Origin of the sequence: Pseudomonas triclosanedens (assembly GCF_026686735.1) — a bacterium.
Lineage (GTDB): Bacteria > Pseudomonadota > Gammaproteobacteria > Pseudomonadales > Pseudomonadaceae > Pseudomonas > Pseudomonas triclosanedens.
In genome coordinates, this window is sequence record NZ_CP113432.1 from 5,293,983 (window position 1) to 5,307,046 (window position 13,064).

The 13,064-nt window shown below is 65.8% G+C and carries 11 protein-coding genes; 3 read left to right on the top strand and 8 right to left on the bottom strand.

The features are described 5' to 3' along the window. The first annotated feature begins 224 nt into the window (after positions 1-224). Positions 225-1,349, top strand: coding sequence for a methyltransferase (locus OU419_RS24535; protein ID WP_254472498.1), 1,125 nt, complete (start codon positions 225-227; stop codon positions 1,347-1,349). A gap of 66 nt (positions 1,350-1,415) precedes the next feature. Then, positions 1,416-2,279 (top strand): alpha/beta fold hydrolase, encoded by an 864-nt coding sequence (locus tag OU419_RS24540; protein WP_254472497.1) that lies wholly within the window; start codon positions 1,416-1,418, stop codon positions 2,277-2,279. Positions 2,280-2,426: 147 nt separating this feature from the next. On the opposite strand, the gene OU419_RS24545 is transcribed toward OU419_RS24540, so the two are convergent. The 5 genes from OU419_RS24545 to OU419_RS24565 are packed head-to-tail and all read right to left on the bottom strand — an operon-like array spanning position 2,427 to position 8,554. Further along, complete coding sequence (locus OU419_RS24545) at positions 2,427-3,005, bottom strand: nucleotidyltransferase family protein (protein WP_254472496.1); 579 nt, start codon at positions 3,003-3,005, stop codon at positions 2,427-2,429. Beyond that, positions 3,002-3,973, bottom strand: a complete 972-nt coding sequence (locus tag OU419_RS24550) for an XdhC family protein (RefSeq protein ID WP_254472495.1) — start codon at positions 3,971-3,973, stop codon at positions 3,002-3,004. Before OU419_RS24550 ends, OU419_RS24545 begins: the two co-directional genes overlap by 4 nt. 3 nt (positions 3,974-3,976) lie before the next feature. Next, positions 3,977-5,188: a cytochrome c gene (locus OU419_RS24555; RefSeq protein WP_254472494.1), complete on the bottom strand. Its 1,212-nt coding sequence runs from the start codon at positions 5,186-5,188 to the stop codon at positions 3,977-3,979. A 2-nt stretch (positions 5,189-5,190) separates the two neighbouring features. Further along, positions 5,191-5,730 (bottom strand): (2Fe-2S)-binding protein, encoded by a 540-nt coding sequence (locus OU419_RS24560; protein ID WP_254472493.1) that lies wholly within the window; start codon positions 5,728-5,730, stop codon positions 5,191-5,193. Continuing rightward, a complete protein-coding gene (locus tag OU419_RS24565) occupies positions 5,723-8,554 on the bottom strand; it encodes a xanthine dehydrogenase family protein molybdopterin-binding subunit (protein ID WP_254472492.1) in 2,832 nt (943 codons plus the stop codon). The genes OU419_RS24560 and OU419_RS24565 overlap by 8 nt, the downstream gene beginning before the upstream one ends. A 331-nt stretch (positions 8,555-8,885) precedes the next feature. On the opposite strand from OU419_RS24565, the gene OU419_RS24570 reads away from it, so the two are divergent. Beyond that, a complete protein-coding gene (locus OU419_RS24570) occupies positions 8,886-10,097 on the top strand; it encodes an MFS transporter (protein WP_254472491.1) in 1,212 nt (403 codons plus the stop codon). A gap of 108 nt (positions 10,098-10,205) precedes the next feature. Here OU419_RS24570 and OU419_RS24575 read toward each other — a convergent pair whose 3' ends face one another. The 3 genes from OU419_RS24575 to OU419_RS24585 are packed head-to-tail and all read right to left on the bottom strand — an operon-like array spanning position 10,206 to position 12,816. Next, entirely contained in the window at positions 10,206-10,355 is a 150-nt protein-coding gene (locus OU419_RS24575; protein WP_254472490.1) for a DUF2474 domain-containing protein, read from the bottom strand. Between the two features lie 10 nt (positions 10,356-10,365). After that, the gene (cydB, locus tag OU419_RS24580; RefSeq protein WP_254472489.1) at positions 10,366-11,373 is read right to left on the bottom strand and encodes a cytochrome d ubiquinol oxidase subunit II; all 1,008 of its coding nucleotides are present in this window, start codon (positions 11,371-11,373) and stop codon (positions 10,366-10,368) included. 3 nt (positions 11,374-11,376) lie between these two features. Then, entirely contained in the window at positions 11,377-12,816 is a 1,440-nt protein-coding gene (locus tag OU419_RS24585; protein WP_254472488.1) for a cytochrome ubiquinol oxidase subunit I, read from the bottom strand. Between the last annotated feature and the right edge of the window lie 248 nt (positions 12,817-13,064).

Sequence of the window (13,064 nt, forward strand, 5' to 3'; positions counted from 1 at the left end):
GCTGGCCCTACCGGGTCGCTAAGGACGCCCGGTTATTATTGGTAAGCCGCCACGCAGACGAACGCGGGGCGGATAGGCGATAATTTTTCGATATTACGCGGGTCCGCACAAGCAGCCGACAGCCAACCACGTCTCAGATTCATGACAACCGCATTGCGGCCGTCCAAAACCCGTTGCATCGAACGTCAAGTCAAGAATCACCCCATATTTCCTTCGAGAGCCCCATGCCCGTCCTCGCCAGTCCTTTTGCCCAGCTCGATCTGGTCCGCCATCCCGAACAGCAGGGCGAGCCTCTGCAGGCCTTCGACGCGGCGGACGAGTATCTGCTCAGCCACCTGCACGACCAGGGCGTCAGCACGCAAAGCCGGGTGCTGGTGCTCAACGACAGCTTCGGCGCACTCGCTGCCAGCCTCGCACCCCATGTTTGCCTGACCAGCAGCGGCGACTCGCACCTGGGCTACATTGCCCTGCAGCGCAACCTCGAACGCAACGGTTTGGGCGCCGTCCCGCTGGCCTTCGTACCCGCCAGCGAAAGACCGCAGGGGCCGTTCGACCACGTACTGGTGCGCGTACCCAAGACCCTCGCGCTACTGGAAGAACAACTGATTCGCCTGCACGGCCAACTGGCGCAGGGCGCGAAGGTAGTCGCCGCCGGCATGATCAAGCACCTGCCACGCGCCGCCGGCGACCTGCTGGAAAAATACATCGGCCCGATGCACGCCTCGTTGGCGGTGAAGAAGGCCCGACTGCTGATCGCCAGCGCCGAGCAACGTCCGGCACCGGCCTCGCCCTACCCCACGCGCTACCGCCTGGACAAGCCTCCACTCACCCTGCTCAACCACGCCAACGTGTTCTGCCGCGACGGCCTGGACATCGGCACCCGCGCCTTCCTCCCGCACCTGCCGCACTTCCACCACGCCGTGCGGGCCGCCGACCTGGGCTGTGGCAACGGCGTCCTGGGCATCGCCTTCGCCCTGGCCAATCCGCAGGCCGAACTGACGCTGGTGGACGAGTCCTACATGGCCGTGCAGTCGGCGCGGGAAAACTGGCTGGCCGCCCTGGGCGAGCGCCCCGTGGATATCCATGCCGACGACGGCCTGGCCGGCCAGCCGGCGGACTCGCTGGACCTCGTGCTGTGCAACCCACCCTTCCACCAGCAGCAGGTGGTCGGCGACTTCCTCGCCTGGCGCATGTTCCAGCAGGCCCGTGCGGCGCTGGTCACCGGCGGCGAGCTGTGGATCGTCGGCAACCGTCACCTGGGCTACCACGCCAAGCTCAAACGCCTGTTCCGCGGCGTCGACCAGGTGGCGGCGAATCCGAAATTCGTGGTGCTGAAAGCGACGAAGTGACCTGGCGGGATTGCTCCGGAAAACGCGCCGGAGCAGCATGGGTCGCCCCCAGTCAGGATGCTCGCCATGACCGCCGCCGAACCCGCCCTCCCCGCGCCGGAACTGATCCGCACAGTCGACGGCATCAACCTCGCGCTGCGGCGCATCGGCCCGGAGAACGGCCCGCCGGTGATCCTCACCCACGGCACCTTCTCCAACCATCGCAGTTGCCTCGGGTTGGCCAACTACCTCGGTGCCCAGGGCTTCGCCTGCTGGCTGTTCGACTGGCGCGGCCACGGCGACAGCGAACGCAACGACTTCCTCCACAGCTTCGACGATGTCGCCGAATACGACGTGCCGGCGATTCTCGATGCGGTCAGGCAGCGTAGCGGGCAGGCCGCGCCGGCCTGGATCGGCCACTCCGGCGGCGGACTGATCGCCTCCATGTGGGCCGCGCGTAACCCACGGCTGGCCGAGCGGCGCCTGCGCGCGATGGTTCTGCTGGGTTCCCAGGCTACCGCCGCCGGAACCAGTCTTCGCCATCGCCTGTCTATCCAGGCGTTCGACTGGGTCCTGCGCTGGCAGCGTATCGCCCCAAGCCGACCGAAGAACGTAGGGCCGGAAGCGGAAAGCGCACGGCTGATGCGCCAGTGGTGCCAATGGAACCTGCGCCGGCGCTTCGACTCGCTGGACGGCTTCGACTATCTGGCCGGGCTTGCCGGCATCGCCATCCCGGTACTGGGCCTGGCCGGCAGCGGAGACCGCTTCATCGCACCGCAGGCGGGTTGCCGGGCACTGGTGGAAGCCTTCGCCACGCCGCAGGCGCAATGGCTGCTATGCGGGCAGGCGAACGGCTTCCGCGAGGACTACAGCCACAACCGCCTGCTGCTCTCGCGCAACGCCAGCCTGGAAATCTGGCCGCGCATCGCCCAGTGGCTGGCAAGCAACTGAGCCGGACCCCAGGCATGCGGTATGGGGACAGCGCAGCCATACCCATGCCGTCTGCGCACCGAATCGATGGGTATCGCAGGCCCGCCTACGGGTACGGAACGGCCAGCCCGAGCGGGTACGCGGCGCATTCGCGGGAGCGGGCTTCGCTCACGCTCGAGCAGCCCAGCGCAACAGCGCTTCAGGGGTATCGACGTCGCGCAGCACGCCAGCGTCGTCGACCTGGAGCGACACGCAACGCTCCCGATGCACCGCCACCACGGCGCGAGCGCCCTCGTCGCCGCGCAGGTCGGCGAGCCTGGGCCAGAAGTCCCGACCAAACAGTACCGGGTGGCCGCGCTGGCCGTCGTAGAGGGGAAAGAGGATGGTCGAGGCGCTTGCAGCATCGGCCAGTTGCCGCAACGTGGACGGCGCGATCCACGGCATGTCGCCGAGCAGTACGGCCACCGCGCGGGCATCGCTGTCGCACAGCGAAGCGGCACCCGCCGCCAGGCTGTGGCCCATGCCTAACGCCGCGTCCGGGCTGTGGATAACGCGGCAGCCGGCGGGCAGACCGAAGTCCTCGGCCCGCTCGCCGACGCGCAGGATCACCCGTACCTCGCCAAACGCTTCCAGCGCACGCTCGACGCTGCGCGCAAGCAGCGTCGAGCCCTCCAGCCCGGCGCGGCGCTTGTCGGTGCCGAAGCGCCTGCCCTGGCCGGCGGCAAGAACCAGCGCAACGATCATCACAGATGCTCGCGAGCGATGCCGCTGCGGGTACGAAGAATGTCGGCGAGTACCGCCAGGGCGATCTCCGCCGGCGTCTTGCTGCCCAGGTTCAGGCCGATCGGCGCATGGATGCGCGCCAGTTCGGTTTCGTTCAAGCCGCCGATACGGCTCAACCGCTCACGACGCTTCTGCGATGTGGTACGCGAACCCATCACACCGATGTAGAAGGCTTCGGTGCGCACGGCTTCGAGCATCGCCAGGTCGTCGATCTTCGGATCGTGGGTCAGCGCCACCACCGCCGTATCGGCATGGCAGCCGCCGTTGGCGATGAAGATCGACGGCAGCTCGCGGCGGATCTCGATGCCATCGAGCACCACGCCATCCAGCGCCTCTTCACGCGGGTCGCAGAGGATGACCTCGAAGCCCAGCCCCTTGCCGAACTCCGCACAGAAATGCGCAACGCTGGAGTACCCCGCCAGCAGCAGGCGCTGGGCGGCACCAACGCGCAGGTGCACGCTGGCCGCATCGCGTTCCACACGCGGACCGTGGCTATGGTCGTCGCTAAGGCGGCGCGCGCCGTCGGCCAGGCTCACCTCGCGCAGCAGGCGGCGCTGACCGAGCAGCGCCGACTCCAGCTCGCGCAGATGCGCCTGCACGTCGCAGTCCGACGGCAGGTTTTCCACCAGCACGTCGAGAATGCCGCCGCAGGGCAGCCGGATGTTCGAACGCGTGTCGCTGCCATCGCCATACCGCACGACGACCACCGGTTCGGCGAACTCGCCATCGGCGACACGCTCCAGGAAGTCATCCTCGACGCAACCGCCGGACAGCGAGCCCACCCACTGCCCGCTGTCGTTGACCGCCAGCAGCGAGCCCGGCGCGCGAGGCGCCGAGCCGTAGGTGAAGAGCACGGTGCACAGCCAGACGCGCTGACCGGCAACGGACCACTTCAGCGCCTGGCGGACCACTTGCAGATCGAGATGCTGCACGGCTTACTCCGACTTCAGCTGAGCGACCTGTTGTACGCCCAGATCACCCGGAAGGCCACCCCAGGCCTGGCGCAGGTAGTTGATCAGATCGGCGAGTTCCTGGTCGCCAAGCTTGTCGGCAAAGCCCGGCATCGGCTGCATGCGCTCGAAACCGGTGAACTGCTGCTCACGGATACCTTCGAGGACCACCTTGGCCAGGTTGCGCGAATCGGCCAGGCGCAGGGTAGTGTTGCCCTGCATCGCAACGGCGATGTGCGGCTTGCCCTCGCCTTCCACGCCGTGGCAGCCGGCACAGACATTGAGGTACTGCTGGCGGCCGCGCTTGGCGCTGTCGCTGAGCTGCTCGAAAGGCACGCTCTGCACGACTTTCGCCTGCGGTGGCTGGTCGCCGAGCAGGTAGGTCGCCATCGCCGCGAGATCGCTGTCTTCGAGGTGCTGGGTGCTGTGATGCACCACCGGGAACATCTCGTTGAACATGCTGCCCTGGGCACTCATGCCGTGCTTGAGGAAGCTGGTCAGGTCGGCGGTGGTCCAGCCGCGCTCGGCCAGGTCCTGGGCCAGCAGGCTGGGTGCCAGGTAGCCGTTGAGCAGGCCGCCGGTGAGGCGCTTGTCCTGCTGCAGCGCACCGATGTCGTTACGCGGCGTGTGGCACTCGCCACAGTGGCCGAGCACTTCCACCATGTATTGGCCACGCTGCCAGGCTTCGCTCTTGCCTTCGGCGCTCTGCAACTGGACGCTCTTGCCGTAGAGCATGTTCCAGCCCGACAGGCCCAGGCGCACGTTGAACGGGAAGCTCAGGCTGGTCTGCGGCGCCGCTCGATTCACCGCCGGCACCGTCATCAGGTACGCGTGGATGGCATCGGAATCCTCGCGCTTGACCAGGTGGTAGGAGGTGTATGGCATCGCCGGATACAGGTTTGCGCCATCCTTGCGCTTGCCCTCGGTGAGCGCAGCGAAGAACTCGTCGGCGCTGTAGCTGCCGATGCCGTACTGCTTGTCCGAAGTGATGTTGCTGCCATAGATGGTGCCGAACGGCGACTCGATCGGCAGGCCGCCGGCGAACGGCGCGCCGCCCTCGGCGGTGTGGCAGGCCATGCAGTCGGCCGCACGGGCCAGATACTCGCCACGCTTGACCTGATCCTGCTCCGCCGCCTGGACACCCAGGGCTGCGCCGAGGCCCGCGGCCAGTGCGAGACTGGAAAGAATGCGCTGCATGCTCAACCCTCCTTGACCAGGCCGAGGTCGGTGAGCACCTCGCGCGTGGCCTCGTAGTAACGCACGTAGCCGGTGCAACGGCAGATGTGGTGGCCGAGGCTGGCTTCGATGGTCGCCTCCAGCTCACTCTTCTTCAGCGGCTGGCGCTGGGCCTTTTCCACCAGCACCGTGGCGGCATTGACGAAGCCCGGCGCGCAGTAGCTGCACTGGAAGGCGAAGCGGTCGACGAACTTCTGCTGGATCGGATTGAGCTCGGCAACGCCGCCATCCTCGCCACGCTTGGCGTGCCCCTCGATGGTGCGCACCTTCTTGCCCTCGAAGTAATGTGCGCCGGTGATGCAGGTACGCACTTCCTCGCTGGTGCCGTCGGGGTTGTCGACGATCACCACGCAGGCGTGGCAGATACCCTGGCCGCAGCCCAGGCGCGAACCGGTGAGGTTCTGGTATTCGTGCAGGTAGTCGATCATCGGCAGGTCATCGGGAACCTCGACCGGGCCGACGGTTTGACCGTTGATGGTCAGCTTGAGCGGACGGTTAGCCACGGAGGGCCTCCTTGATGCGAACGGGGGTGATGGGCAGGTCGCGGACGCGCTTGCCGATGGCATGGGCCACGGCATTGCCGATGGCGCCGACCACCGGGATCATCACCACCTCGGCGATACCCTTGGATGGGTCGCTGGGCGACAGCGGCGGCAGGATTTCCGAGCTTTGCTGCCACACGGCGACATCCTTGGCCTTCGGGAGACGGTAGCGGTTGAAGTTCCAGTCGCCCTCGCCCGGCCCCCCTTCGTACAGCGGCATCTCTTCCAGCAGCGCATGGCCGATACCCATCGCGGTACCGCCTTCGATCTGCCCCTTCACCAGTTCTGGCACCAGCACCCGGCCGCACTCGATCCAACTGTGATGGTTGAGCACCGAGACCTCGCCGCTGCCCTTGTTCACCTTCACTTCCACGATGGTCGCCACCGGGCTGTAGTAGGTGACCGCCGCATTGTTCAGTTGGGTCGGCGGATAGGCCACGTTCTGCCGGTCCAGAAGATGGAAACCTGCGCTGTTCATCTGCGCCTTCTTCACGCCCGGCGCACCATCGCCATACTTGACGGCCAGCGCGTCGAGCGGCAGGCGATCACGCACGCCGTCGATGACGAACTCGCACTCCGCCCAGCTCCAGCGGTTGAAGCCATGCACGGAAACGCCGGTGACCATGCCGCGCTCGTGGGCGAGTTTGGCCAGTTGCGCGAACGGCAGCGGCTCCAGGCCGTTGGCGGTGAGCTTGCCATCGACCCAGTGGGCGTCTTCACGGCGCACCACCAGCGGGTTGGCGGCGCCACCGAACGGGCCCTGCCGCCAGATTTCCAGCGCCGCCGGCCACAGCGCGTGGTTGAACAGCACACGCGCTGCCTCGCGGGAGGCGTGGCTGAAGTAGTAGGCCGAGTTGGTCGCCGACGACGCCGAGGCGTACTTGCCGACCCAGCGCGGGTTGCGCAGCTTCTCATCCTGGGTGGCCTGGCTCATGGTGTAGGGGTCTTCACCGCTGAGCAGTTGCAGCTCCGGCCACTGGGTTTCGGCGGTCTTTATCTCGTCCGCCGGCTTGCCGAGAAAATCGGCTACCACCAGCGCCTGGGAGGTGGACATGCCGGTGCCGATCTCGATGCCGATATGGCGCATGCGCACCTTGCCGTCGGCATCGAACTCGATGCTCGCCATCGGTGCTTCCGAGCCGGTACCGAAGTCTTTCTGGCAGATGGCGAAGCCGACGCCATACCAGTTGTCCGGGTCCTTGGCGTCCATTTCCTTCTTGCGGGCATCGCGGGTTTTCCACCACTCGTGGGCCGCGGCCTTGTCGAGAATCTCGTGCAGGCGCAGCGCACCGGCAGGCACCGCGCCCTGGGTGTTCTTCATGCCCGACTTGAGGGCGTTGACCCGGCGCAGCTCGATGGCATCGACGCCCAGGCGGCCGGCGATTTCATCGACCATCATCTCGGTCGCCGCCATGCTCTGCAGGGTTCCGTAGCCACGCATGGAGCCAGCCTCGACTGCGCGCGAATGGTAGGCAGTCACCTGCAGGTCATTCTGCGGCATGTAGTAGATCGACTGCGCCGCCGTCGCGCCCACCGCCGCCACCGAGGCGCTGTAGTTCGCACGGCCGCCACCGTCGACGCTCATTTCCGAGCGGAAGACCTTGAACGACAGGTCCTTCTTGTCCACCGCCAACTGGTAATGGATGTCGAACGAGTGACGCTTGATACCGCTCTGGAACTGCTCGTAGCGGTCGTTCGCCAGGCGGATCGGCACACCCGCTCCGTACAGCGCCGCAAGGGCTGCGTAGAAGACGAAGATGTTGTGGTCCTTGGAGCCATAACCCACGGTGTAGCCGGGGTGGATGTTCAGCTTGTCGAGGCCGAAGCGCGACGGCTTGATCATGTGCACCGTCTCGTACGCCGCCTCGAACGGGCACTGGGTGGCCACCACGAAGTGCAGGGTCTTGCTTGCCGCGTCGTACCAGCCGTTGCCGTTGTCCGGCTCCATCGCCGCCGGCTCGATGGACGGGGTCTTGTAGCGCTCGTCGAAGACCAGCCAGTCCTGGGGCGGATTGTCGATCTGGTCCTTGATCTTCTGCGCGTAGAACAGGCCCTGCTCGGTGAGGTCGCCGTGCTGACTGGGCTGCTGGTTCCACACCGGTTTGCGCTCGCGGATCATCGGGAACAGGATCGAGTCCTTGAGGCTGGAGAACTCATCCGGATCGGCGGAAGTCGCACCGCCCACGCGCACATAGCGGAAGCTGCCGTAGGGGTCACCCTGGTACAGCGGAGCCTGCGCACCGTAGCGGATGGCCTTGTCGTTGAACTTCATCTTCAACTTGGCCTGGCGGAAGCGCTCGAAGTCATTCCAGATCAGGATCGCGACAGGGTGGCCGATGAACATCGGCACCTTGCCCGGCGGCAGCAGCGGGTCCGGCGCATGGGCCTCGGGGAAGGCGATACCGTCCTTGTCCAGGTCGGCGGCGGTGACGATGCGGTCCGGCTGCAGTTCGGCACCAAGCCAGGAGAGGTCGATGCCCTCGAAGATGCGGTCGGCCTTGATGGTCTTGAGCAGCATCGCGTGGCCCTGTTGCTGGGGCCAGCCGGGCATGTCCTTGGAGCGGATGTCGCGGGCGAACACCTTGTTGCCGCAGACCTTGGACAGGGCGTCGTTGCGGAAACGCGCCTTGCCGTCGTTACCCATCCACTTCTGGGGCGAGACGGTCACACTGTTTTCCATCAGGGCAGCGAAGGCCCGGCTGCCGAGCGGCGCGAGCGTCACGCTGACGCCAGCGATCAGCCCGCCTTGCAGGAAGGCACGCCGGGAAATATCACGGTTGGACATGGTTCATCCTCTGGACGGTGAAGGCCCGCCCATGTCGTTTTCTAATGCCGGTAAGAGCTCGGAGGGCGTGGAATCGTTGACGTGTGGGGGCGACGTCGGACTCGAAAACCACAGAAAAAACCTGACTCACATGTCAACTTTAACGTAATCCACCCCCCCGTGGCAAAGTCAAGCTGACAACTTGCCGCGCCGCCTACCAATCGGACGACCTGCTCGCTCGCCGACCAAAGGGCGCTTACCGAACATCGTCTTCGCTCGGCACAAGCGAAAAAGTGTTACGCCGTGCTACGCTCCGCGACCCTTGCTTAGCGACCTAACGAATAATTCAGACATGTCCGTCGAAGCCACGTCACTGCTGCGTCACCGCCCCTTCCTCGCCTTCTGGCTGGCCCGTGTCTGCACCGCCAGCGCCTTCCAGATGATCACCGTGGCCATCGGCTGGCACATCTACGAGCTGACCCACAACGTGCTGGACCTCGGCCTCGTCGGCCTGGTGGAGTTCCTGCCGCGCGTGCTGTTCATGCTGCACACCGGCCACGTCGCCGACCGCTACGACCGCCGCCGCATCGCCTCGATCTGCCAGATTGGCCAGGGGCTGGTGGCCGTCGCCCTGGTGGCTGGAGCCAGCACCGACAGCGTGACCCGCGAAATGATCTTCGTGATGGCCTTCCTGCTGGGCACCGCGCGGGCGTTCGAGATGCCCACGACCCAGGCGCTGCTGCCGAACATCGTGCCCACCATGCTGTTCCCGCGGGCGGTGGCCGCATCAGCGTCGGCGATGCAGGCGGCGACCATCGCCGCGCCGGCGTTCGGTGGTTTCCTCTATGCCTTCGGCGCCTTCTGGGTCTATACCCCGACCGCCGTGCTGTATTTCATCGCTTGCGTGCTGGTCATGACCCTGCCCTCACGCCAGGCGCCCGCCACCCAGGGCAAGGCCACGCTGGAGTCCCTGTTGGCAGGCATCCGCTTCATCCGCAGTCGCCCGGACATCTTCGGTGCCATCTCGCTGGACCTGTTCGCGGTGCTGCTGGGCGGCGCCACCGCCTTGCTGCCGGTGTTCGCCAGGGACATCCTGCTCACCGGGCCCTGGGGCCTGGGCCTGCTGCGGTCTGCGCCGGCTGTAGGGGCGTTGCTGATGTCGTTCTGGCTGGCGCGCTTCCCCATCGAGCGCAATGTCGGACGGATCATGTTCCTCTCGGTCGGCATCTTCGGCGTCACCACCATCGCCTTCGGCCTCTCGACCTCTTTCTGGTTCTCCCTGGCGGTACTGGTGGTGCTGGGTGCGGCGGACATGATCAGCATGGTGATCCGTGGCGCCTTCGTGCAGTTGGAAACCCCGGATGAAATGCGCGGCCGGGTGAGCGCGGTCAACGGCCTGTTCATCGGCGCCTCGAACCAGCTCGGCGAATTCGAATCGGGCGTCACCGCCCACTGGCTCGGCACGGTGCCGGCGGTGGTGCTCGGCGGCGTCGGCACGCTGGTGGTTACCGGCCTCTGGATGAAGCTGTTCCCGACCCTGGCCAAGCGCGACAGGCTGCACTGACTCAACCGCAACGCCAGGCAAAAAAATCCCCCGCAGGACGTACCTGCGGGGGATGTGGGAACGGGCGCCGGGGGACGGCGCCCGGATGGGATTCTTGGAGCGGACGATCTAGTGCGGCGTCCCCAGCCCGGCCGCGCTCATGAACAGCCGCATCAGCCAGGCCGCCACGCCCAGCGCGGCGACGCTCAACACCCAGATCAGTACCAGCCAGCCCAGCCGCTTGCGCAGCGGAGCCTTGCCCTGTTCTTTATGGGTCATGGCGCAGCCCTCAGTGGTAGCCATCGCCGTGCTTCACCTTGCCGCGGAACACGTAGTAGCTCCACGCGGTGTAGACGAGGATGAACGGAATGATGAACAACGCGCCCACCAGCATGAAGCCCAGGCTCTGCGACGGCGCCGCGGCATCCCAGATGGACATCGTCGGCGGGATAATGTTCGGCCACAGGCTGATGCCCAGACCGCTGTAGCCGAGGAAGATCAGGGCCAGCGTAAGCAGGAAAGGCAGCACGTGGTCGTTGCGCGCCACCGAGCGCAGCAGGGCATAGAAGGTCAGCAGCACCAGCAGCGGCACCGGCAGGAACCAGAACAGGTTCGGCAGGCTGAACCAGCGTTCGGCGATCGGCGGGTGGGCCAGCGGTGTCCACAGGCTGACGATGCCGATCACCGCCAGCAGCACCAGCGCCAGCGGGCGCGCCAGGTCGTGCATGCGCTCCTGCAGGCGGCCTTCGGTCTTCATGATCAGCCAGGTGCAACCGAGCAGGCTGTACGCGACAACCAGGCCAACACCGCAGAACAGCGGGAAGGGCGCCAGCCAGTCCAGCGGACCGCCGGCGAACTGCCGATCGACAACCGGAATGCCCTCGATGAACGCACCCAGCGCCACGCCCTGGAAGAAGGTCGCCACCAGAGAGCCGACGATGAACGACTTGTCCCAGATATGCCGCTTGGCCGGCTTGACCTTGAAGCGGAACTCGAAAGCCACGCCGCGGAAGATCAGCCCCACCAGCATCAGTACCAACGGCAGGTAGAGCGCCGAGAGCACCGCCGAGTAGGCCACCGGGAAGGCGCCGAACAGCGCCGCCCCGCCCAGCACCAGCCAGGTCTCGTTGCCATCCCACACCGGCGCAACGGTGTTCATCATCACATCGCGGTCGCCCTCGTCCTTGAAGAACGGATAGAGCATGCCGATGCCCAGGTCGAAACCGTCCATTACCACGTACATCATCACACCGAAGATGATGATGATCGCCCAGATCAGCGGAAGATCGATTCCCATGATTCAGTTCCTCCCTGCCGGGCTATCGGTTTCATCATCGTCCAAGCCTTCCGCGGTAGCCGACAGAGGCCTCGCCGGAGTGCGCTGCTGGCCGGCGCCGCCGTGGCTGGCTTCGCGCCCTTCATGGGTGATCGGTCCCTTGCGCACCAGGCGCATCATGTAGCCGATGCCCACGCCGAACAGCGAGAAGTACACCACCACGAACATCACCAGGGTCACGCTCATCTGCGTGACGCTATGGTTGGACACCGCATCGGCGGTACGCATCAGCCCGTAGACCACCCACGGCTGGCGGCCGATTTCGGTGGTGAACCAGCCGGCAAGAATCGCGATCAGGCCGGACGGCCCCATCCACAACACCAGCTTGAGGAAGGCGCGGTTCTCGAACAGCCGGCCGCGCCAGCGCAGCCAGGCGCTCCACAGGCCGATGAAGATCATCAGCATGCCCAGGCCGGCCATGATGCGGAACGACCAGAACACCACGGTGGAGTTGGGCCGGTCAGCCTTGGGGAAGTCCTTCAGCGCGGGGATCGGCTCGGTCAGGCTGTGGTTGAGGATCAGGCTGCCAAGCACCGGGATCTCCACCTTGAAGCGGGTTTCCTCGCGCTCCATGTCCGGCCAGCCGAACAGGATCAGCGGAGTCGGTTCGCCGCTGCTGTTGTCCCAGTGGCCCTCCATCGCGGCGATCTTCGCCGGCTGATGCTTGAGGGTGTTGAGGCCGTGGGCGTCGCCCACCATCGCCTGGATCGGCGCGACGATCAGCGCCATCCACATCGCCATCGAGAGCATCTTGCGGATCGCCGGGTTGTCGCGGCCACGCAGCAGATGCCAGGCCGCCGAGGCACCGACGAAGAACGCGGTGGCGACGAACGAGGCAATGGCCATGTGCGCCAGGCGATAGGGGAACGACGGGTTGAAGATCACCGCCACCCAGTCCACCGGCACCACAACACCATTGACGATTTCGTGCCCCTGCGGGGTCTGCATCCAGCTATTGGAGGCGAGGATCCAGAACGTGGAAATCAGCGTGCCAATGGCCACCATCACCGTGGCGAAGAAGTGCAGGCCGGGGCCGACGCGGTGCCAGCCGAACAGCATGACGCCGAGGAAGCCCGCTTCGAGGAAGAACGCGGTGAGTACCTCGTAGGTCAGCAGCGGGCCGGTGATACTGCCGGCGAACGCCGAGAAGGCGCTCCAGTTGGTGCCGAACTGGTAGGCCATGACGAGTCCGGAGACCACGCCCATGCCGAAGTTGACGGCGAATATCTTCGACCAGAAGTGATAGAGGTCGCGGTAGACCTCCTCGTGGGTCTTCAGCCACAGGCCCTCGAGCACCGCCAGGTAGCTGGCCAGGCCGATGGTGATGGCAGGGAAGATGATGTGGAAGGAGACGGTAAAGGCGAACTGGATACGGGCCAGGTCGAGCGCCTCTAATCCGAACATGACGATTCCTCTTCAGGCTGACGCCCGCCACCCTGGTGGCTTGGGCACCGTGCCTTGCGCATGCGCAGGGCGTTCTTGCGTGAGTCTGTATATCGAACCACCGGTCTGGCGCCGGTTCGGCTTAATTTCGCCGCTCAATCAGAATGGACCGCCATCTGCATTGACGCCGCTCAAGAAAGCAACCCGATATTACGCCGCCATCCGACACGCGCCGCCGTGGTGGGATGCCGCGCGACTGGGTGTCGCGC

Bases quoted from the DNA above. Each gene is read 5' to 3' on its own strand.
- OU419_RS24535 (WP_254472498.1), top strand. From the start codon at position 225: ATGCCCGTCCTCGCCAGTCCTTTTGCCCAGCTCGATCTGGTCCGCCAT.
- OU419_RS24540 (WP_254472497.1), top strand. From the start codon at position 1,416: ATGACCGCCGCCGAACCCGCCCTCCCCGCGCCGGAACTGATCCGCACA.
- OU419_RS24555 (WP_254472494.1), bottom strand. From the start codon at position 5,188: ATGCAGCGCATTCTTTCCAGTCTCGCACTGGCCGCGGGCCTCGGCGCA.
- OU419_RS24565 (WP_254472492.1), bottom strand. From the start codon at position 8,554: ATGTCCAACCGTGATATTTCCCGGCGTGCCTTCCTGCAAGGCGGGCTG.
- OU419_RS24570 (WP_254472491.1), top strand. From the start codon at position 8,886: ATGTCCGTCGAAGCCACGTCACTGCTGCGTCACCGCCCCTTCCTCGCC.
- OU419_RS24575 (WP_254472490.1), bottom strand. From the start codon at position 10,355: ATGACCCATAAAGAACAGGGCAAGGCTCCGCTGCGCAAGCGGCTGGGC.
- cydB (WP_254472489.1), bottom strand. From the start codon at position 11,373: ATGGGAATCGATCTTCCGCTGATCTGGGCGATCATCATCATCTTCGGT.
- OU419_RS24585 (WP_254472488.1), bottom strand. From the start codon at position 12,816: ATGTTCGGATTAGAGGCGCTCGACCTGGCCCGTATCCAGTTCGCCTTT.